The sequence below is a fragment of the Niabella ginsenosidivorans genome (genome assembly GCF_001654455.1).
Lineage (GTDB): Bacteria > Bacteroidota > Bacteroidia > Chitinophagales > Chitinophagaceae > Niabella > Niabella ginsenosidivorans.
In genome coordinates, this window is the sequence record NZ_CP015772.1 from 316,658 (window position 1) to 337,592 (window position 20,935).

Genomic DNA, 20,935 nt, shown 5'->3' on the forward strand with positions numbered 1-20,935 from the left:
TATGTTTTTTAAAAATACGCTCAATTCATAAACATCATTGCTAATCATTTGAAGCGCTCCTGCTTCAAATAGATACCCTATCTTTCCGTAAATAATTTAAAAGCTTGAATTTCCCGGTCTACCTGCATATCGGTACGCATAAGATCCTGTTACATATGGTAACGGAGATTGCTGCTTTTTTTATAGCGTTTAGATATTATCTCTATCTACGCAGAAAAAAGGGCGATGCTATCTCCGGCCTGCACCGGCTGTATATTTTACTGGGTGCCACACTGGGCGCCTTGCTGGGGTCGCGCCTTCTGGGCGGGCTGGAAGACCCCATAGCCTTACAACGCAGCACTTCCCCGCTGCTATACCTGTATGCCAACAAAACCATTGTGGGTGGCTTTTTGGGTGGACTGGCCGGGGTAGAACTGGCTAAAAAAGCAGTAGGTGAAAAACAACGAAGTGGCGACCTGTATGTTTATCCAATTCTTCTTGGGCTGGTCATTGGCCGTATTGGTTGTTTTAGTATGGGCGTGTATGAGGAAACCTATGGACTACCTACTACCGCATTTACCGGCATGGATCTGGGTGATGGGCTGATGCGCCACCCGGTGGCACTCTATGAGATCGGTTTCCTGGTGGTGTTATGGTGGCTGATCCGGTGGGCGTCTCGCCGCTACCCACTGGATAACGGGGCCCTGTTTAAGCTTTTTATGGTCGGGTACCTTGTATTCCGTTTTTTGCTGGACTTTATAAAACCGCACTATACCTGGGCTATCGGGTTATCATCCATTCAGGTAGCTTGTTTGCTGGGATTATTGTATTATATTCGGTTTATTATTCATCCTAAAAAATTGCTGACTACTGATGCCGGTACGCCCCTACACATACTATGATTTTACCATAAGCCTTTGCAGCACCTGTTTAAAAAGAGTGGATGCCAAGATCGTTTTTGAAAATGACAGGGTCTATATGCTCAAGAACTGCAGGGAGCATGGGTTTGAAAAAGTGCTGATTGCTACAGATATACCCTATTACAAAAATATCCGCAACTATAATAAGCCTTCTGAAACGCCGCTCCGCTTCAACACGGAAACACACTATGGCTGCCCGTATGACTGCGGCCTCTGTACAGATCATGAACAGCACAGTTGCCTGACGGTGGTGGAAATAACGGATCGCTGTAATCTTACCTGTCCTACCTGCTATGCTATGAGCAGCCCGCATTATGGCCGGCACAGAACAGTAGAAGAAGTAAACCGCATGCTGGATATTGTTGTGGCTAATGAGGGACAGCCGGATGTGGTGCAGATCAGTGGCGGAGAGCCTACGGTGCATCCTGATTTTTTTGAGATACTGAATATTGCCAAATCAAAGCCCATTAAGCATTTAATGGTCAATACCAACGGGGTCCGCATTGCCAAGGATAAGGAGTTTGTAAAACGGCTGGCGGGTTATATGCCGGACTTTGAAATTTACCTGCAATTTGATTCTTTTAAACCGGAGGCGCTGATCAACCTGCGGGGGAAAGACCTGCTGGGAGTGCGCATGAAGGCACTGGAGCATTTGAATGCCCTGAATTTATCCACTACCCTGGTGGTGACCCTGCAACAAGGCGTGAACGATGATGAAATAGGTGCCATTATTGACTATGCACTGCAACAGCCCTGTGTGCGGGGCGTTACCTTTCAGCCGGTGCAGGTAGCGGGGCGGACAGAGCATTTTGACCCGGCGGTGAACCGGATCACGATGACCGATGTGCGGCAAAAGATACTGGAGCAGACAACGGTCTTTAATGCCAACGACCTGATCCCCGTACCCTGTAACCCGGATGCCTTGGTAATGGGCTATGCATTAAAGCTGAATAACCAGGTGTTCCCGTTAACGCGTTATATAGACCCGGCACAGCTGCTGGATAATTCCAGGAACACGATCATCTATGAGCAGGACGATGCGTTAAAGGAAAAAATGATCAATATATTCAGCACCGGTATTTCGGTAGATCGCGTAGAGGAGAACATGAACCAGTTGTTGTGCTGCCTGCCGCAGATACAGGCACCAGGGCTTACCTATAATAATTTATTCCGCATCATTATTATGCGGTTTATTGATGCCTATGATTTTGATGTGCGGGCAATTAAAAAAAGCTGTGTGCATATTGTGCATAAAGACGGCCGCCTGATTCCTTTTGAAACCATGAACCTGTTTTACAGGGATGAGAAGGAACAATATGTAAAGCAATTGCAGAATAGTATTGAAGAAACGCTGGTCTGAGGAAGTGCAACGCAGCGGCGTCGTTAATGATCAAAAATGAAAAATTACTGGTATGAATGATGGTTTTTTGTTGTTCCTGCTGTTTGGGATCCCCGCCCTTTGTGCCGTTATAATGCTTGTGGGCATTGTAATGCTGTTTAGTAAAGATGAACGGGTAAGGAAAACCGGAACAAGGCTTTTGCTGATCGGTTTTATTGTGGCGGTTGTTACCGTAGTGATCGGCTTTTCTATTTGCACCGGGGCTTTTGGCGGATTTCATTAATCGTAGTTACAAGTGGTTGGAACCTGCTCTTTATTGCTGCTTCATATTCCGCAGCAGAAGTGTGCAACGCAACAAAGATGCTGTGAAAACTATAGCCGGGCGCATAAAACCTCTTAATAGTAAACATCGGTTTTGTGCAATAAGGCAACCTGAAGAAGTGGCTGGCACATTAAGTACAACCCCTGTTAGAATTGCTCATTTGTCAACTCCATATTGGCCATCGCACCGGCAAAATTTCCTGCTGAAACCGCATTGGCCACAGAGCGCATGGGCGATGTGTTATCGCCGCAGGCAAAAATGCCTTCAACAGTTGTTTTTTGAAAACTGTCTGTTTTAATGTAACCCTGTTCTGTCAGCTCACAACCTAACGAAACGGGAATATCCGAATGCTGGGTAAACGGAATAACAGCATACACCGCAGTGAAGTGCATCCTGCTGCCATCGTCAAAGACCACATTTTTAAGATGACCGTTTCCGTGCTCAATTCCGGTGACCGGTGTTTCTATGATCCTGATAGAATGCTTATGCAGTTTAGTCCTTTGGGCTTCAGTGAAACCGGCTTTGCCCGAAGTTAAAATGGTAATATCATTGCTGAGGTTATTGACGAGGGATGCAATATGAAAGGCCCGGTCGCCGTTTGCCAGAATGCCTGTTGGCTGACCGCGGAATTCATAGCCGTGGCAGTAGGGGCAATGGATTACGGAAATGCCCCAGCAGGCAGCAAACCCTTTTATACCGGGCATCAGATCTTTGATACCCGTTGCAAAAATGAGCTTCTTTGCGTGGAAGATGACGCCTGACCCGGTAGTGATCGCAAAGCCATTCTCCGTTTTTGTTCCACTAACAGCAAGATCATTATGGAGTTTTACAGTGTCATAGTTCAATACCTGTGCCCTGGCTTTTTCCGCTATTACCTCAGGGGGTGCTCCATCCTGCGTAATGAAATTGTGCGAATGGGGTGTTTGCCTGTTGCAGGGTAACCCGCTGTCAATGATCAGCACATTGCGAAGCGAACGGCCCAAAGCCATTGCCGCAGAAAGCCCTGCATAGCTTCCGCCGATGATGATCACGTCAAAATGCTTACTCTCTGGCATAAAATAATTTTTTTAAAGGATAGATAACCCGGAAGGTACTGTTAAAACAGGTTTGCCCGGCGCTGCTGAGCGCCCCAGATCATCAATCAGCAAAATTAAGTGGATTTTTATATTTGCAACTATGTTGCAGATATTTTATTTTTGCATAAATGAATCACTATGCAGTACAAGCGCTTAAAAATAAATTACGACCAGTTGGGCATTTTTACTTCTATTGCCTGTGCCATCCATTGCACCCTTTTACCCTTGCTGATCAGCAGCCTGCCTTTTCTGGGTATTGATATACTGGAAAATAAAGCCATAGAATGGGGCATGATCCTCCTGGCCCTGGTCTTTGGCTTCGTATCGCTTTATCATGGCTATTTGCATCACCATGGCAGCTATAAGCCGCTTGTTTTATTTGGCTGCGGTTTCCTGTTCCTGATCCTGAACCAGGTTTGGGAAGAGGCTTTTGTGTATCTCTTTATTCCCCTGTCGGCCCTCTTTATTATCAGTGCGCATCTACTGAATATTTATTATTGCCGCAACTGCACCCGTAAGAAGTCCGGAAAAACTAAAGAAAGCTGAGTGTTATTTATGATGCTTTTATTGCAGAAATTGCTCCTGCAGGTCTTTTTTTCTTCTGATGTTGCCATCAGCCAGATATGTTGGTGCCGGTTCTTAAGAGGCCGGCCGGATAACCTGGTTTATAAAGCGGTAAAAATATGCGGAAAACTGTAGCATCCATTTTCCTGGTTTTGTATGTGGCCCTGTTTGTCAGCAATGCCCTGTTTACACATGGGCATGTTACGGCAGACGGGCGGTTTATCCTGCATGTGCATCCTTATAATATTGCCTGGGAAAAGACAGGAAAAAAACACCGGCATTCTCCCTCCCAAATGGAAATGCTGAATGCGGTGCACTATTGTACCTATACCCATCCTTCAGTATATCTGCTGCCACTCTTTAGTCCTGCATGCACAGGGATCTTGCCCGTGCCGGAAAATATGGGCAGGCCCCACCTGTCTTATGTAAGAGCAGCAGCAGTCCGCGGCCCTCCGTTAGCAGCTATTGCTTTTTCCTGAACGGGGCTTACACACTTTCGCTTTCACTGCTAATGGCAGGAGGTGCCGTATTCATTTGTTTACAGGTGCGTTTTGCGTCCCGGGCATTGAGCGACGGCGTAAGACCGGCGTTTGATAACAGATCAGAGAATGCCAGGTCCACAGTCTGCCCTCAATATCCATGTGGTACCCGGCCGGGAAAAAAGGATTTTTATCGTTATCCTGAGTTTCCGTTTATAAAAACAAAATCATCCGAAAGTTCGGATGAGGCAATGACAATTATTCTTACGGGTCACCCTGAAGATGTCCCGGACTTATTCCGGGATCTGTTTTTGTTTCAGGGTCCAAATTAAGCAGATGCTGAAACAATTCCGAACTATCGGAACGGCATGACAAAAAGAAAGATTGATTTTCAAAACAATAACACACCTGTCATTGGCAGCATAACGTAGTGAAGCAGAAGGGACTCACAATCTGTAGAGATGTTTCCTTATTCTTAAGTGTGTATCCACCTGTTCGTTTCGTTCTTGCTCCGTCAAGTTCAGCATGACAGCACTTTCTGTTATTCCGATGAACTCAAAAAATGCTTTTTGTTCCCGCTCTGCAGAGCGATAAAGCCGGCATTGATTGTCAATAAGGCAAACGATAAAATTCATAAATACTATAACCCTGCAGCATTCCGGTTAATCAATTCCGGTCTGTTTGCTGACAGGCATTTTCGATCCGGGAAGCCCGGTAATGTGTAAATCGGGTACTAAAAAAACATTTTGTTAGGTTAATCTAACTTTTTATATTCGTTAAATCAAATAGATAATATGCCATTCAAAATAACAGGTCTGAAAATCATTTTTTTTATCATCGGCTGTTTTACAGGAATTGCTGCAATAGCCCAGACCGGGCTGCTTAAGGGCTTTGTACAGGATGTAAATGGAAAAGCCGTAAGTGCCGCTACCATTGCGATTCCCAAGCTGAACATCGGCACTACAACAGACAGTACCGGCAGTTATCAGCTAAAGGGCATTGCTGCAGGTAACTGGCAGTTGAGAGTAAGCGCTGTTGGTTTCGATCCCTATACTGCCCAGATCAGGATTACGGATCAGTCTTCCAAAACCCAGCATATAACATTAAAAAATTCCGGTGCGTCCATGGACGAAGTGGTCATTACCGGAACGCTGAAAGCCGTACGAAAATCTGAAAGCCCCGTACCCGTTACCATTATTTCTGCCAGATTGTTCCAGAAAAATCCTACTTCTAATGTGCTGGATGCACTGTATATGGTTAACGGCATTAACCCCCAGGTGAACTGTAATATGTGCAATACCTCGGACATTGGCATTAACGGCATGCCCGGGCCTTATTCTATGGTGCTGATCGATGGTATGCCGATTGTGAGCTCCCTCTCTGCGGTATATGGTTTCAGCGGTATTCCCAATAGTGTTATTGATCGTGTAGAAGTGGTAAAAGGCCCGGCGTCCTCCTTATATGGCTCTGAAGCCATTGGTGGCGTCATCAACATTATTACCAAAAAAGCAACTACAGCGCCTAAATTCTTTTTGGATTATAATGCTTCCACCTGGGGAGAGCTGACCGGAAACACCGGCTTCAGCGCCCGGTTAAGTGATAAGGTTGCTACGCTATTCAATGTGGATGGCTATTATTTTAATACCCCGCACGATCAGGATCATGACGGGTTTATGGACAAAACCCTTCAGCAACGATTGTCCTTCTTCAATAAATGGGATATCAAACAAAAGTTTGGTAAGGCCGCCAGTTTGTCTTTACGGTATTATAATGAAGACCGGCACGGCGGGGAAACGGGCTGGGATCAATCGGACAGAGGGTTTGTGGATTTCCATGAATATGATAACGACGCCGGTTCTCCGGGTTACAATGCCGATTATGTGTTGCCCAACGGGCATACGATCTACAATGAAAAATATGCAAAGGGGTTCCGCATTCCCCGGTTTGATAAGCAGACAGACAGGCAGCAATGGCTGGATGCAGTAAAGCTGGCCAACCCCGCTGCAGCGCTGGCAGATAATATGAAATATCAGGAATCTATCTATACCAGCCGGTTTGAAGCGGTGGGAAAATATGAGCTCCCTATAAAGGAAAATATTACCATCCAGGGCTCTTATAACCGGCATGATCAGAATTCCGCATATGGCACAGAGCTTTTTATGGCGCATCAGCAAACCTTATTTGGCCAGGCATTCTGGGATAAAAAGCGGGGCGATCATAACTTTTTACTGGGGGGGTCTTACCGGTACATCTGGTTCAAAGACAATACCATTGCTTCTGATAATGGTGCAGACCCTTTTGTGACGCAGATGCCCGGTTTCTTTATACAGGATCTGTGGACGCTGAATCCTAAAACCAGCTTGCTGCTGGGCTACCGGTTTGACTATGATTTTACCCGTTCCGCTTCCGGCGACCATGAGAACCCGGTGCATTCTCCCCGCATTGCGTTGAAATATGCACCTGACGAAAAAAATACCCTGCGGGCCAGCATCGGTACCGGTTACAGGGTGGTCAATATCTTCAGCGAAGATCACAGGGCACTGAGCGGACAATACGAAGCACTGTTCGGCGAAACGTTAAAACCCGAAAAATCGATCAGCGGTACGCTGGATTATGAAGGCAGGGTTGCTACGGAAGGCATCGGCCTTACTTACGATGTAAGCGCCTACTATACCCATTTCTTTAATAAGATCTATCCTGTAAGAAATGACGTGAGCAGGACCCTTACTTACTATAATGTAGATGGAAAAGAGCATGCCCGCAATATTGGCGCATCGCTGGATATTGCATTGAATTTCCGTTTTCCCTTCCGGCTTACGGCAGGTGTTTCCTATAACCAGGCAGAGTTATTTGAGTTTGAAAGGGATGATAACGGTAACCAGCTAAGCAATAAGATCGTAAGATCGCCATTTGAGTTTTCTCCCAAATGGTCGGGCGTATTCAGTGCCGCGTATGATCTTATTCCGCAGCTCACCTGGGATGTAACGGGGGAATGGCGCGGACCTATGTTGCTGCCTACGCAGGGAACAATGGAAACCTACGACGGTAATGGTCATATAACAGGAACCATAACCGATCCGCGACCCCCTTATTCCCCCTGGTTCTGTAAGCTGCACAGCCAGTTAACGTATAAGCTTACTGCCGGCTTACAATTGTATGCCGGTGTAAAAAACATATTCAATTACATTCCAAAGCACCTGCTGGTAAATACGGCAGACCCTTTTAATGACCGGTCGGGCCCTGATCAGTATGGCGGGCTGCAATTTGATACGGAGTATAACTACACGCCACAGCAGGGCCGCACAGGTTACCTGGGTGTACGTTTTAATCTTTAATATCATTATGCATTGTATACAGAGAACAGCCAATAAGAGGACCGTTCCGGTAAAAGGTGCTTCGCTTTGCGTTTTAGGGCGTTGTGCTGGGGCCTTGTTGCTCCTGTGCTTTTGGGCTCATACAGCAGGCGCGCAAATGAGCTTTGCGGAACTGGATTGGCAGATGACAAAAGAAAAAAAATACGTGGTGGTTTACATCCGCTCAAAACACTGCACCTATTGCCTCATGCAGGAGGCACAACTCCGTAAGAACAGCCATTTAAAGCTGCGGCTGGAGCGCGACTTTTATTTTGTAGAGGGAAAAGCGGAAGAGGATTCTGTGATTGTTTTCGATCATACAGCATATGGGAACCCCGATCCTCAAAATCCCCGCCAGGTAAATGATTTTGTAACTGTTTACGGGAAAGATAAAGAGGGGATGGTGGGGTATCCGTTGTGGCTTTATTTCGATAAAAATTATCGCCTGTTGTTACGTTTTTACGGGCTGATGCCTCCTGAAAATATTTTAAAGATACTGGACAGAATTTCAGCAGTAAGCGGTGAACAATAAGCCGGCATCGGGATTACTTTTAACCAGGTAATACATTTTTAACGGGAAGGAATTGCATGCTTCGGCCCCGGTTGGGTACATGCTATTTTCCGGTTCCGTTCTGTCAGCTTTTTTATTCCCTCCATTTATTTTTAGTCTTTTGATTAAAGCTAAACGGGCTGATGGCATTCAAAGTTCTATAGAGATTCTTTAACTGCGGAATGGTTCCTTAAATCGGGCCGCCGGCCTTTAGGATCTGAAGAGTGCGGCAGGAATTGCACGAATAATGAAGAAGCGTAGCCTGGGCGGGCGTACCTACACATACTGCCTTTTGTAAAAGAGGCTATGGTCTCCCGGTTTTGCCCCTGGGTATTTTCTGGAATAGTATTGCTATCTTTATCTGTATGGCATATCTTAACAAATATGGGTTGCTGTTGCTGCTGTTTGCGGGGCTCTTACCGGTAAACACCTGGTCACAGGTAAAGATTGAATGGATTTCTCCTGCTGCAACAGCAGATAATATCCGGGAAGTGCATGGCCCGCACGTTGCGATGTACAACCCGTCTGCTCACTCCCGGCACCGGCTGCTTTTTATGATAGAAGGAACAGGTGCCAGTGCAGCAAGCTGCAGGGTTTTTGACAGTTGCTTTGCTGAAATGGGGTATCATGTGGTCAGCATTGATTACCCGAATAATGTAATTACCACTACCTGCAGCGGTAGTACAGACAGCAGCTGTTTTGACGGGTACCGGCAGGAGATTGTTTTTGGCACACCTGCCAGTTCGCTGGTAGACGTGGATGCTGCCAATAGTATTGTCAGCCGCTTTACAAAGCTGCTGCGCTATTTGTCTGCGCACGACAAGGCCGGTGGGTGGGATGCATTTTTGCAGGGCGCAGCCCCGCGCTGGGACCATATCATTGTGGCTGGCCATTCACAGGGAGCCGGCCATGCCGCCTATCTGGGTAAAGCCTTTCAACTGGCGGGCGTATTAATGCTTTCCGGCCCGCAGGATTACCTGAGAACTTTTCAAACGCCTGCCCCCTGGCAGTTTCGTAAGGGATTAACACCAGCTGCGCGGCAGTATGCGTTCCTGCATGTGAAAGACCCCTTCAATTATCAGTTTCAGGTTGCAGATGTAGCTGCCGTTACGGGACTGAGCCCGGCAGACACTACTATGGTACAGCCCGGGATACCTGTGCATTCGGACCGGCACATTTTTGTTAATACCTGGGGAACCAAAGACTATCATGGCTCTACTGTAAACCCTGCGTTTGTACAGGTATGGCAATATATAATGGATCGGCTGCAGTAAGATATCTTTATACGATCAGCGTTCTTTTCGGGAGGGCTGGCCTTCTGCGGAGATTACAAAGTATTACTCTTTGTTTTTCCCGAAGTGTCAGACTTTTTTGTAAGCCTGGTTAATTTTAATGTATCTTTCTCGCACTTCACCTGTCATTGGGCGATAGCATTCATTTCTGCTAAACTAAAATATGGCGGTTCTTTATTTGTGTGATTTTTAAAAAACGATGGAAAATTTTATCCTTTCTTTTCTGATCAGATTGCTCTTCAATGATACCGCCATAATTTAATGACTAAAATAAATGCCCTCCAATAAAAGCTGAAGTTCCGGAACGTTAATAAATGCTGAGTGTTTTCCGCAGTCGTTCCAAATACTTATTTTCCGCAGTTCCGGAACGCAGATAACGCAGAAAAATAGAGCTGTCAGCGCATTCTGCGTACTGCAGGCTTTCAACGAAAATGTATACCAGATAAATTCCCCGCGGACTTTCGTAGACGATGCAGAAAAATAGAACCATCAGCGTATTCTGCAGGCATATTTTAACGAAATTGTTGCCAGGCCGGCAGTTTAAGGATTCCCACAGATTCGCAGAGGGGCGCAAAAGAAGATCAGCGCATTCCGCGGGTTCTGTGGATATGAGATCCGTATTGTGCCTCCAATTCCAAAGTTTCGGAACGTTGAATAGTGCGGATTTTTCTTTACACCCGCTGCGGGAAATTTTTTGGTGTGGTTAGGATTTCATCATTGTATTAGTCATTCTTCAGATTATTTTCCCGATTTCGTAAATGATGAGGATTGGTATGCTTTTACTTTTGCACTCCCTTAACAAAAGAGCAGGGATTTTTTTACCAAAAGAAAAGTGCAATGTTGAAACAACCAATTATTCGATTTGCTATTTTAATACTTTGTACTGTGCTGCTTTCAGGAGCGCTGACCGGGCCTGTTTTTGCCCAGGCAAAACGGTCGGGTGTTATTGAAGGCAGGGTGCTGAGCTCCGACCATCAGCCGGAAGAGAATGTCATTGTAGTGCTCTCTCCTTCTGAAAGACAGGCCAGTACGGATGATAATGGTCATTTTGAATTCAGGAACCTTCCTTACGGGCCTTATACCATCTCTGTTAAATCCCTTGGAGTAACGGCTGAGCCCGTTTCTGTAGAGCTGGATGCCGCTAAAGTATCGGCCGGTACTATCCAGTTAAAGGAAAACGCCAGCACATTAGACCGGGTAATTGTATCCTCCTCTTACCGGCACGTTAATAAGAACAGCACCCAGGTAGCCAGAATGCCGCTTACTTATACGGAGAATCCGCAGAACTATGCGGTCATTCCAAAGGAAGTACTCCAGAACCAGTTGGTTACAACCACGGAACAGGCGTTGATCAACATTCCGGGCGCCAGCAACCTGTCTATTGTAGGGGGCAGCGGCGGTTCGTCGCTTACCTTCATGTCCCGTGGCTTCGCCAGCGGTTCCGTTATGTACAGGAATGGCGTATCTGCAGGATATGTTGCCCTTACAGACCTGTTCAACGTAGAACGGATCGAAGCCATTAAAGGGCCTTCAGCCACTTTGTTTGGTGGTAATGAAGCTGCTTCCTATGGTGGCGTGTACAACCTTATTACCAAACAACCGCTGGAAGTAAGGCGCGGCGAAGTTTCCTTCACCACCGGCAGTTACGAGCTGGCAAGGGCCACGGTGGATTATAATACACCGTTGAACGAAGACAAAACAGCTTTGCTTCGTTTCAATGGCATGTACGATAACAGGAACACGTTTCAGCAGCTCGCACAGAATAATGTGGGCTTTGCGCCGTCCCTTTTAATAAAGGCAACAGACCGGCTTACCTTGCATTTTGATGCCTATTACTACAAAAGTGTCCGTCCCATTGTGCTCTTCGGGTTTGGCGCACCTCCCGGCGGCACTACGGAAGCCAGCACCTATGCCGGCAATTTTAAAGATCTGGGTTTAGATCCGTCCAACTCTTATGTTAACCCGGATTTCAACAGTAAACAACAAACATGGGCAGTAACCGGAAGAGCAGATTACCAGCTTTCCGATCAATGGCTCTCTCAAACCAATTTTTCTGTGGCCAGAAGCAATAATGAAACACATTACATTAACCTGGTCGCTAATAAGAAATCGGCTACAGACACTGCTATTATTACCCGGAATATTCTTGAAATGCCTTTCAGTCAGCTGTACACCCAGCAGTTCCAGCAGAACTTCATTGGCGACTTTAAGATCGGCTCACTACGCAACCGGTTACTGGTAGGCCTTGATTATTTCAGAACAAATGTAGGCCAGGCCAGGGGTACTGTTGTTTACGACAAAATCTATGCTACCGCTACAGAAGCGGAGAAATTGATAAAAAAAGCACGGGTTGACAGTATCGGCGCCAATATAGCTTATAGCGCCAGCCGAAGCATCGCCAACAGCTACGGCGCCTATGTATCTGAAGTGCTCAACGTTACTGACCGGTTGTTACTGATGGCAAGCCTGCGCATCAACCGGTTTGTGGATGCAAGCAGTGATTACATGCAAACCTCCTATTCGCCCAAGCTCGGTCTTTCTTACGAAATTATTAAGAACACGCTTTCTGTATATGGCAACTACAACAATGGTTACCGGAATAACAGCAGTTTAGACTCATTAGGCAATCTGCTCAAACCTACTTATGCCAACCAACTGGAAGGCGGGGTGAAATTTGACGCCTTCCACCATCGTTTAACAGGTACCGTAAGCTACTATGATATCAGGGTTAAAAACATGCCGATGCAGATTCCAAACACCACCTATTATGCACAGGATAACAAACAAAGGAGCCGTGGTGTGGACGTGGATGTACTGGCCAACCCTGTTCCGGGCCTGAACATCGTTATGGGCTATGGCTACAATAATATCCGTTATACCGAATTTACTGCAATAGTGAATAAGGTACCTGCTGTTCTCGATGGCAACAGGGTGGAGGGCGCACCACACCATGCCGGCAATATCTGGGCCAACTATGGCTTTACTTCCGGTTCGCTGAAAGGATTTGGTTTTGGTGTGGGCGGCAACGGACAGAGCAGCTCCTTCACCAATAATGTCAATACAATTACTTTGGACGGTTTCGCCGTTTTTGGGGCAAGCATATTCTATGATGCGCCCAAATTCAGGCTGACGGCCAAGATAGACAATATTGCCAACAAAAAATATTACACGTATAGTTCCTGGTTGTTACCGGGGCCAACAAGGATGCTGGCGTTCAATGCCACGTACCGGTTCTGATTTTTTGTATAAGCGCGCAGGCACAACCTGATTATTGTTGGGTTGTGCTTTGCCTTTTAACTGATTTAATATGAATAAAGGAAAGTCTAAGAAGTCTATATTTAGCCGTGTGAATGCCTGGCTGCATTTGTGGACAGGAATTTTTGCCGGCATCATATTAGTATTTGTTGCCCTGACGGGCACCCTGGTCGTGTACGGGGATGAGGTCATTGAATGGTCCGCCGGAAAAGCCCGTTATGTAGAACAGGTCAGGCCTGAACGGCTGCCGGTGGAAACCCTTATGGCCAATGTTACCAAAGCCTATCCACGGGTGAAACTTTCGGAAGTAACTGTATACAAGAACCCCGGAAGAACAGTACGCTTCAGGACCTTTGCCCCCGGAAAAGGCCTGGGATTTGCTTATGCAGACCCTTATACTGGTAAGGTATTGAAATATGACCGTACTGCCAATTTCTTCTATGTTATGGCGCACCTGCATGCCGCCCTCTTATGGCACGGCCCCGGTGGGTGGATCGTGGATATTGCTACTGTTATTTTCCTTATTGAACTGATCTCAGGCATCATACTCTGGTGGCCCCGGAAATGGAATAAGTACACGCGCGATGCCAGCTTCAAGATCAAATGGAAAGCCCGATTCAAACGGGTCAATTACGATCTGCATAATGTGCTCGGCTTTTATTCGTCCATCCTGGCTCTTATATTAACCATTACCGGCCTAATCATTGCATTTCACCCGCTGGCAGCATCCACGGTAAAGATTTTTGGAGGCGATCCGGATACAAAATGGCAGAAAACGATGCCTAAGAACGATGCTACCCGGTCTGCCTTTGCTATTAATAAGGTTCTTGAGCAGGAATTTACCCGTCATCCACGGCAAAAAATGGGGCAGATATGGTTGTACAACCTTGATTCCTCCGGTTTTTACATGGTAACCACGGCTAGCAAGCTCGGGCTGAAAAGTGCGGAAAATGCACAGCTTGCCTTTATTGATAAATACACCGGCAAAGACCTTCCGGTTCCTCCTAAAAGCCTGAAAGGAGAGTATATTGAAAATACCGTTTGGCAGCTGCATATGGGCACCTGGATGGGACAGGCCGGTAAACTGTTCACTTTCCTCTGTGGGCTTATTTGTACATCGCTGCCCATTACCGGCTTCCTGATCTGGTGGAACAGGGGCAAAAAAAAGAAAAGGAAAACCGTAAGAACGGTCGTTACAGAAAAAAAAGAGCTTCTTGTTACACGCTGAATAAAGTTACTTACTGCTGCATTAAATCGCCATTTACCGCCAGTACATACCGTTCAGAAAAAACGCCGTGCATTCCGTATTGATTATGGATCTCCCTGTCTGCCTGCCGAAACGTGGATCGGGCAAACGCTTTGCTACACCCGTCTGTACCACCCGGCAGGCTTTAGCTGATATGAGTTTTTTTATTTTGAGACCATCGCTCCTTCATTTTACATTTTATTTCCGTAACAGCAACCAGATGGGGGAGTTGGATAACCAAATGTTATGGAAGATAAAAAGGTATCATTTCCCCGGGTTGTGCTTTTTCACGAAGTTCGCAATATGCAGCGGGTATCCGGGAAGAAGCGGGGCATTTGTATTATATGGCTGCTGTTGTATTATGCATTATACTGTTGTTATTATCCGTGCCGGTATATTTTCTTATGAGCAAAAACAAGCAGGGCATTAAAGTGCTCCGTACATATAATGGTGGTTACTGTAATGAAATGGTCACTGATGAACTTCAATTTCTTCTTTTGATGAACGGTGTTACCGGCACCCATGTGGTGGAAGTGCATTTATAATGCAGCTCATTCGGCTCCGGCTGTTTCCGCATGGCCCGGTTGCACAGTCGGGGATATTGAAACCGGATCCCAGGTAATAAATGGCGCACCCTGTAATTATTGCTGCCTGAAGGCATAACAGGCAAAGATGAATTTTTAATAAGCGATGCTGCTCTTATGATGTTATTAGGTTTTTTTCTCTGGTTGCTGATTGGTCTTCTTCTGGGGCTGATGGGGGCTGGCGGCAGTATTATAACGGTACCTGTTTTAGTATATTTTTTTCACATTGATGCTTCCACTGCAGCATTATATTCCCTGTTCATTGTTGGCACAACAAGCCTGCTGGGCGCATTTTCCTATTTAAAGCAGGGATTGGTGAGCAGGAAAGTAACAGTAGATTTTGGGTTGCCTTCAATTATCGCTGTTGTGATCACCAGAATGTTTATAGAACCGATGTTTCCGGAAACCTTTTTTTATGTAAGAGGGGTGGCATTTACAAAAGAGGCTTTTCTGATGTGCCTGCTTTCCGGTACAATGTTCGTTGCTTCGTATTATATAATCTGTTCTAAAAGAGGCCGTCGCAAAAAAGGAGTGCCTGTTACTGATGATTATTTTATGCTGGTGAGCCGCGGCATAGTTGTGGGCATCTTATGCGGGTTAGTGGGCGTTGGGGGCGGGTTCCTTATTATTCCTGCGCTTCTCCTGTTCAGTAAACTTGATATAAAGAGAGCGATTGGTACCTCTTTAACGATCATTGCCCTGCAATCGACGGCTGGCTTTTTAAGCGGCTGGAGATCGTACAGTATCAACTGGGCCTTTATCCTGCAGATTTCCGTAATTACCATGTCAGGGGTATTCATTGGCTCGGTACTGTCTAAAAAAGTGGATGGCAGAAAACTAAAAACAGGTTTCGGGTGGCTTGTAGCAATTGCCGCCTTTTATATTATTGTGCATGAGGCCGTATTAAAGATCCTGTGAATGCGGCTGCGCTTTTCTGCTTTTAGAGGAGCTGTCATTGAATTAAAAGCTATGAAAGACCTCAGAATTTCACCAGCCGCTGGATCTGATCGATGATGAGCCTATGGATGAATTCATCTGTTACAATGCCTTCAACAAAGTTTTTTTTCATCAGCGGGATACGGATCTTTTGTGGCAATACATACATTCCCAGATAATTGAATATATCTGTAATATGGCTCAGGCCTAACGCGTTTCCTGATACGCCATCGGAGATGCCCACCAGGGCGCATTTCTTATTGTGCAGTGCGTTAGGGTAGCTAAGTCCGTCTATAAAGGCTTTGAATACACCGGGAACGGAGTTGTTGTATTCAGGTAAAACAAATACGTATTTTTCAGCCTGCTCAATTTCATGGCGGATCTCGTTGAATTTCTGATTTTTCCCGATATTATGATAAAGCGCCGATACAATAAAGTCTTCCGGCAGATCAGCAAGATCAAGGATCCGGCCGGGAACATGTATCATGTCTAACTGGTTTTTATAGAACTCGGCTACTTTCCGGGATTTCGAATGCAAGCGATTGGTTCCTACTACAATGGTGATCATGCTTAATAAATGGTTTTCACGTAAACAGATTTTAAGCGAAAAAATACAAAATCCAAATCAGCGCTCCTGTTAGTATTCCGGCATAAAAAATATCGGATTGATAAAAACGATAACCGGATTCTTCTTTCCGCATATACCAGAGAAACAACCCAAATGTAAGCAAAGCAGCCGGATACGCGGCTACCTGTGGTGTAATGATACGGAACAGCACCAGCGCCAGGATCGGAGCATGAATAACGACCGCTCTTACTATTGCTTTTCCGGTTCCTGAAAATGAAACCGACAGTTCGTTGGTTGCTACAACACCCCGTGTACGGTTAAAGTAATTACTTAACACTACCAGCAGGATGGATCCTACAAAAAAGATCATAAATACACGGTGCAGAAAGTTGAAATGAGTACCAAAGAGGTTGGCTACAGTTGCAAAGTTTGCAAGGAAATGATTATACAGTATGTCCAGCCCCCATCCGATAAGCGGTGAAGCGATCAGCACTGTTAAGGCGGCAATGGGATGTGTTTTGCGCCAGAGAATTCCCCAGAAGAAAACCACCACCAGCCCGGGTTTGATATAAGAAGCCTGATTGGCAAGGATGAGGAAAAAGTTTTCAGAAGAATTAGGATCAAATGTAACATATGCAAGCGCAGTAGCAATTGCGCACATTACTATGATCCCTAACTGCCCGAATCTTACCGTACGCCGGTCAGACGCATGCTTGTTGATATAATTGCGGTAAATATCATATGCAAGCATGGTGGATACCGAATTCATCATCGAATATATGGCGGAGAAGATCGCGCAGATAAGCCCGGCCAGGATCAATCCACTCAGTCCAAAGCCCACCGGCACAACCGTTTTTAACAGCGTGATAAATGTGTCGTCCGGCAATACCACGTTTTTACCAAAGCGGGAGTTGAACAGATAGAAGGCAGCTGTTCCTGCCGCAATGGAAAAAAAAGGAATGAGAAATTTAAGCATTCCTGCAACGATAGATCCTAACTTGGCATCGCGCTCGGTTTCGGCTGCCAGCACCCGCTGCACCTGGTACTGATTCGTGGTCCAGTAAAAAAAATGGAGGATGACCAGTCCTGTAAAAACACCGGTCCATGGCAGGTCGGGATGATTTGCCGGCAGGTAAAGGTGCATTTTGTTTGCATGGGCATGATCCAGCCTGAGGAGCCCGGTAAATCCACCAATTTCAGGCTGCATAAATGTAAGGGTGCCAATAACCAGTACCGCTAATACCATGATCACGGTTAAAATATTATCTGCAATCACAACGGATGACATGCCGCCAAAAACGGTAAAGACAATCGTTACTATGGCAATGACCAGTATACCCTGTATATAGGTAGGCTCCAGCGCGGTGCCTTCAAAGAGGATCCCGAGCGTACGGCTGCCAATGTAAAAGCCGGCGATCAGCTGGATCATGATAAAGGCCAGCATCAGGATCGTATATGCCAGGCGGGAGCCCCGGTTGAACCGGTTTTCCAGAAACTGTGATAACGTAAAAAAATTACCTTTCCGGTACACGGGAATGAACACATAGACCAGTATAAGGATTGCTGCTACTGCCAGAAACTCATAATGACTTTGGGCAAATCCAATAGAATAGCCTACCCCCATCATTCCTATGATCTGCTGGGCGTGAATGTTGGTGCCGAAAATGGACCCGGCTACCGAGTACCATTTTAATGACCTTCCGGCCATAAAATATTCTTCAGAATTCTTTTTCCGGAAACTCGAATACATACTGGCGATGACAAAAGAAAGCAAAAGAAGCGCAACAACAACGAGGTCTATAGTACTTAGGCTCCGGATCATACACAATTTCTAATATTCTTGCGAAAGCGGGTGAATCATCAGCTCGTCAATAACCACATGTGCCGGCTGCCCCATCACAAAGCGGATGCCGGCAGACATGTTTTCATCAGTAAGCCATTCTTTTTTTTCAGGGGCATGCGGATCAGGATGGAAATCCGTATCAACTAAACCGGAATAAACCACGGAGACTTTGATGCCGTCCCGGCGCACCTCTTTACGCAGTGCCGCGGAGAACGCATCCTGCGCAAATTTAGAGGAACAGTATAATGCCCCGCCGTCGAAGACGCGTTTGGCTACGTCAGACGCAATATTGATGATATGACCTGCACCCGCCTTTTTCATTGGACCCATTGCTGCTTTGCAGAACAGGAAGGTACCTTTTACGTTGGTGTCATACAGGTCGGACCAGGCTTGTTCACTGTACCCTTCGGTAGGGCCAAAAATTCCGTAACCGGCATTGTTGACCAGATAGTCGATCCGGCCGAATGTCTCAATCATTTTGGAAACAGCCTCGTTTGCCAGTTGCTCATCAGCAACGCTTCCGGTAAAGGTGAGCACCTTTACTCCATATTCTTCTGCCGCGTTTTTTACCTGTTCAAGCGTTTCTTTGTTACGGGCAACCAGCCCCAGGTGCGCCCCTTCAGCTGCCAGATCCAGCGCCAGCCTTTTTCCTATTCCCCGGGATGCACCGGTAATCAATACGGTCCTCTGCTTAAAACTCATAGAAAATGATCCTTTCAATTTATAATTAATAAACTTTTAATTCGCCTGTTGTTAACGGCGTTACAGGTGTTGCAGAAGGAGTGCGCCCCTGTTCCACAGACAACTTTATGGTCGGTAGCTGCGGCAATACCAGCCTTCCGAAAAATTCACACTCTTCAATAAGCGGGTACCCGGAAAGTATAAATGCCCGGATGCCCATGTCCATATACCGGTTTAATTTTTCAATGATCTGATCCGGGGTACCCACCAGTGCAGCTCCACACCCGGAGCGTGCACGCCCGATACCTGTCCACAGCATGGGCTCTATGAAGTCGTCAGGATCTGCATTCTTACGCAGTTCATCCTGCCGGAGCACGCCCGCCGAGTGAGAGTCCTGTGCGCGGTGTTTTAGTTTCTGTCCCATTTCCGCATCAAACTTCGACATCAGCGTTTTTGTATATTGACGGGCTTCTTCTTCCGTTTCGCGAACGATTACATGAATACGTAAACCAAAATCAATTTTCCGGTCATATGCAGCAGCACGCCCGCTCATCTCCTGCATCGTTGCATAGATCTGCTCTTCGGGTTCCGGCCACATCAGAAAAACATCGCAGTGTCTGGCACAAACGTCCTTGGAACCCGGAGAAATACCTCCGAAATACAACAACGGCCCCCCGTTTTGCTGGTAGGGTTTTACGGGGTCTGCAGGCATTTTGTAGCGGTAAATTTCTCCTTCAAAATCTATTTCGTCTTTTGTCCAGGCTTGTTTCAGGATCTCTATGACCTCCTCACAACGCCTGTACCGCAATTCCGGAGATTCCCGCAGACCCGGAAGATCTGAATTGATGATATTAATGGTAAGACGCCCTTCCAGCATATGGTCAAGCGTTGATATATGCCGGGCCAGCATGGGAGGATGTATCTCACCCGTACGGATGGCGGCCAGCATATTGATATTTTTTACCTGGGGCGCCATGGCTCCGGCAAACGGAAGCACTTCCTGTCCGGTGATATACGAAGTCGGGAGCAGAATATTTTTAAAGCCCATCCGGTCTGCAGTTTTAATGATGTCGGCACAGTGGGCATAATTGCTGCGTCTTTTGGGGTCAACGGTACCAAGGAAAGCAGTATCTCCGCCGCAAAGATCATCGAACCAGGCGATTTCACAGGCTCTTTTTTCTGTTCGGATGGGTACGGATTGAAAAGATTGCGTTGACATTGATTAAAGATTTACAATTAGTGAATAATTTTAAAATAGATCTTCCGGGCTATCAGGCAAAGCAGGCTGTATGCATTTCTATAAACGGATAACCTGTTAACGGATACTGCTGTCATGTCTGCAGTATAGTCTGTTTGAATTGAAAAAGCACTCTTTTCCCGAAAGTTTCCTGTATGGCACTGATCGTTCATTGTTATATATCGGCAATATTGCTGCTGAACAAATATAAAGCCTTTGGGTATATTTAGAAAATGAGTATTCATAATGAGTAATTACTATTGGTTATGGTTTCATGGACAGATTTTCACTCATGGTTTGTCTGATCGCTTTTTACAGACAGATTGTTTGGTGAATATGTAGGTGAAAATTATGGATGCCATGTTACCGCAAACATGAAAATATCTTTTTCCGGCTGCTGCGCAGATCATATAAGGTAAATGAAAATCTGTTTTAATGACTTGTTGTACGCCGGTAAAGATAATAATTTTTATTATCCTACTTTTTTGGTAGACTATTAATTTCTTCTTATACTTGCACTCTCAAATTTTAATATGAACATGAGCCGATCCAATTACCCCGCTATGCTTTTTTCATACAATTGTATGCAGCCTTTGTCTTTGCGATGTTGCTGCTGTTGTGGATCATAAATATGATTTTTTCAAACTGAACCCTGTAAGCTTCTCTAACGGTAAACCTGCTCCTGGCTTATTTCCCGGTAGTTTTTTAAGT

Annotated in this window: 17 protein-coding genes; 12 read left to right on the top strand and 5 right to left on the bottom strand. The window is 45.9% G+C overall.

Annotated elements, in window-relative coordinates:
• Positions 1 to 104 precede the first annotated feature (104 nt).
• Genes A8C56_RS01385 through A8C56_RS01395 form a run of 3 tightly spaced genes read left to right on the top strand, consistent with a single transcriptional unit; the run spans position 105 to position 2,521 of the window.
• Positions 105 to 881 carry a prolipoprotein diacylglyceryl transferase gene (locus tag A8C56_RS01385; protein WP_071609310.1) on the top strand — a complete coding sequence of 259 codons (777 nt, stop codon included), beginning with the start codon at positions 105 to 107 and terminating at the stop codon, positions 879 to 881.
• Entirely contained in the window at positions 853 to 2,259 is a 1,407-nt protein-coding gene (locus tag A8C56_RS01390; RefSeq protein ID WP_067751070.1) for a radical SAM protein, read from the top strand. Before A8C56_RS01385 ends, A8C56_RS01390 begins: the two co-directional genes overlap by 29 nt.
• Before the next feature lie 52 nt (positions 2,260 to 2,311).
• Positions 2,312 to 2,521 carry a hypothetical protein gene (locus tag A8C56_RS01395; RefSeq protein WP_067751073.1) on the top strand — a complete coding sequence of 70 codons (210 nt, stop codon included), beginning with the start codon at positions 2,312 to 2,314 and terminating at the stop codon, positions 2,519 to 2,521.
• A 185-nt stretch (positions 2,522 to 2,706) separates the two neighbouring features.
• Here the strand turns inward: A8C56_RS01395 and A8C56_RS01400 are convergent, their stop codons facing one another.
• Complete coding sequence (locus tag A8C56_RS01400; protein ID WP_067751076.1) at positions 2,707 to 3,615, bottom strand: NAD(P)/FAD-dependent oxidoreductase; 909 nt, start codon at positions 3,613 to 3,615, stop codon at positions 2,707 to 2,709.
• A gap of 159 nt (positions 3,616 to 3,774) precedes the next feature.
• Between A8C56_RS01400 and A8C56_RS01405 the strand changes: the two genes are divergently transcribed.
• From A8C56_RS01405 to A8C56_RS01465, 9 genes are all read left to right on the top strand, one after another.
• Positions 3,775 to 4,182, top strand: coding sequence for a MerC domain-containing protein (locus A8C56_RS01405; protein ID WP_067751078.1), 408 nt, complete (start codon positions 3,775 to 3,777; stop codon positions 4,180 to 4,182).
• A 137-nt stretch (positions 4,183 to 4,319) separates the two neighbouring features.
• A complete protein-coding gene (locus A8C56_RS01410) occupies positions 4,320 to 4,679 on the top strand; it encodes a hypothetical protein (protein WP_067751080.1) in 360 nt (119 codons plus the stop codon).
• Between the two features lie 794 nt (positions 4,680 to 5,473).
• On the top strand, positions 5,474 to 8,014 hold the full coding sequence (locus tag A8C56_RS01425; protein ID WP_067751088.1) for a TonB-dependent receptor: 2,541 nt from the start codon (positions 5,474 to 5,476) through the stop codon (positions 8,012 to 8,014).
• 7 nt (positions 8,015 to 8,021) lie between these two features.
• Positions 8,022 to 8,564, top strand: coding sequence for a thioredoxin family protein (locus A8C56_RS24040; RefSeq protein WP_169818734.1), 543 nt, complete (start codon positions 8,022 to 8,024; stop codon positions 8,562 to 8,564).
• Positions 8,565 to 8,947: 383 nt separating this feature from the next.
• Positions 8,948 to 9,856 carry a BPSS1187 family protein gene (locus A8C56_RS01440; RefSeq protein ID WP_157097832.1) on the top strand — a complete coding sequence of 303 codons (909 nt, stop codon included), beginning with the start codon at positions 8,948 to 8,950 and terminating at the stop codon, positions 9,854 to 9,856.
• A gap of 855 nt (positions 9,857 to 10,711) precedes the next feature.
• Complete coding sequence (locus A8C56_RS01450) at positions 10,712 to 13,111, top strand: TonB-dependent siderophore receptor (protein WP_084489914.1); 2,400 nt, start codon at positions 10,712 to 10,714, stop codon at positions 13,109 to 13,111.
• A 70-nt stretch (positions 13,112 to 13,181) separates the two neighbouring features.
• Positions 13,182 to 14,357, top strand: coding sequence for a PepSY-associated TM helix domain-containing protein (locus A8C56_RS01455; protein ID WP_067751105.1), 1,176 nt, complete (start codon positions 13,182 to 13,184; stop codon positions 14,355 to 14,357).
• 422 nt (positions 14,358 to 14,779) lie between these two features.
• Entirely contained in the window at positions 14,780 to 14,920 is a 141-nt protein-coding gene (locus A8C56_RS24275) for a hypothetical protein (protein WP_157097833.1), read from the top strand.
• 156 nt (positions 14,921 to 15,076) lie between these two features.
• Entirely contained in the window at positions 15,077 to 15,877 is an 801-nt protein-coding gene (locus A8C56_RS01465) for a sulfite exporter TauE/SafE family protein (RefSeq protein WP_067761457.1), read from the top strand.
• A gap of 61 nt (positions 15,878 to 15,938) precedes the next feature.
• Here A8C56_RS01465 and A8C56_RS01470 read toward each other — a convergent pair whose 3' ends face one another.
• From A8C56_RS01470 to A8C56_RS01485, 4 genes are read right to left on the bottom strand one after another with little or no spacing between them, the layout of a single operon-like run.
• On the bottom strand, positions 15,939 to 16,463 hold the full coding sequence (locus A8C56_RS01470; RefSeq protein ID WP_067751111.1) for an NADPH-dependent FMN reductase: 525 nt from the start codon (positions 16,461 to 16,463) through the stop codon (positions 15,939 to 15,941).
• 31 nt (positions 16,464 to 16,494) lie between these two features.
• Complete coding sequence (locus tag A8C56_RS01475; protein WP_067751114.1) at positions 16,495 to 18,285, bottom strand: SLC5 family protein; 1,791 nt, start codon at positions 18,283 to 18,285, stop codon at positions 16,495 to 16,497.
• A 9-nt stretch (positions 18,286 to 18,294) separates the two neighbouring features.
• Entirely contained in the window at positions 18,295 to 19,008 is a 714-nt protein-coding gene (locus A8C56_RS01480) for an SDR family oxidoreductase (RefSeq protein WP_067761460.1), read from the bottom strand.
• A gap of 25 nt (positions 19,009 to 19,033) precedes the next feature.
• Positions 19,034 to 20,206, bottom strand: a complete 1,173-nt coding sequence (locus A8C56_RS01485) for an LLM class flavin-dependent oxidoreductase (RefSeq protein ID WP_067751117.1) — start codon at positions 20,204 to 20,206, stop codon at positions 19,034 to 19,036.
• Between the last annotated feature and the right edge of the window lie 729 nt (positions 20,207 to 20,935).

Bases quoted from the DNA above. Each gene is read 5' to 3' on its own strand.
- A8C56_RS01390 (WP_067751070.1), top strand. From the start codon at position 853: ATGCCGGTACGCCCCTACACATACTATGATTTTACCATAAGCCTTTGC.
- A8C56_RS01395 (WP_067751073.1), top strand. From the start codon at position 2,312: ATGAATGATGGTTTTTTGTTGTTCCTGCTGTTTGGGATCCCCGCCCTT.
- A8C56_RS01400 (WP_067751076.1), bottom strand. From the start codon at position 3,615: ATGCCAGAGAGTAAGCATTTTGACGTGATCATCATCGGCGGAAGCTAT.
- A8C56_RS01405 (WP_067751078.1), top strand. From the start codon at position 3,775: ATGCAGTACAAGCGCTTAAAAATAAATTACGACCAGTTGGGCATTTTT.
- A8C56_RS01410 (WP_067751080.1), top strand. From the start codon at position 4,320: ATGCGGAAAACTGTAGCATCCATTTTCCTGGTTTTGTATGTGGCCCTG.
- A8C56_RS01425 (WP_067751088.1), top strand. From the start codon at position 5,474: ATGCCATTCAAAATAACAGGTCTGAAAATCATTTTTTTTATCATCGGC.
- A8C56_RS24040 (WP_169818734.1), top strand. From the start codon at position 8,022: ATGCATTGTATACAGAGAACAGCCAATAAGAGGACCGTTCCGGTAAAA.
- A8C56_RS01440 (WP_157097832.1), top strand. From the start codon at position 8,948: ATGGCATATCTTAACAAATATGGGTTGCTGTTGCTGCTGTTTGCGGGG.
- A8C56_RS01450 (WP_084489914.1), top strand. From the start codon at position 10,712: ATGTTGAAACAACCAATTATTCGATTTGCTATTTTAATACTTTGTACT.
- A8C56_RS01455 (WP_067751105.1), top strand. From the start codon at position 13,182: ATGAATAAAGGAAAGTCTAAGAAGTCTATATTTAGCCGTGTGAATGCC.
- A8C56_RS24275 (WP_157097833.1), top strand. From the start codon at position 14,780: ATGAGCAAAAACAAGCAGGGCATTAAAGTGCTCCGTACATATAATGGT.
- A8C56_RS01465 (WP_067761457.1), top strand. From the start codon at position 15,077: ATGATGTTATTAGGTTTTTTTCTCTGGTTGCTGATTGGTCTTCTTCTG.
- A8C56_RS01470 (WP_067751111.1), bottom strand. From the start codon at position 16,463: ATGATCACCATTGTAGTAGGAACCAATCGCTTGCATTCGAAATCCCGG.
- A8C56_RS01475 (WP_067751114.1), bottom strand. From the start codon at position 18,285: ATGATCCGGAGCCTAAGTACTATAGACCTCGTTGTTGTTGCGCTTCTT.
- A8C56_RS01480 (WP_067761460.1), bottom strand. From the start codon at position 19,008: ATGAGTTTTAAGCAGAGGACCGTATTGATTACCGGTGCATCCCGGGGA.
- A8C56_RS01485 (WP_067751117.1), bottom strand. From the start codon at position 20,206: ATGTCAACGCAATCTTTTCAATCCGTACCCATCCGAACAGAAAAAAGA.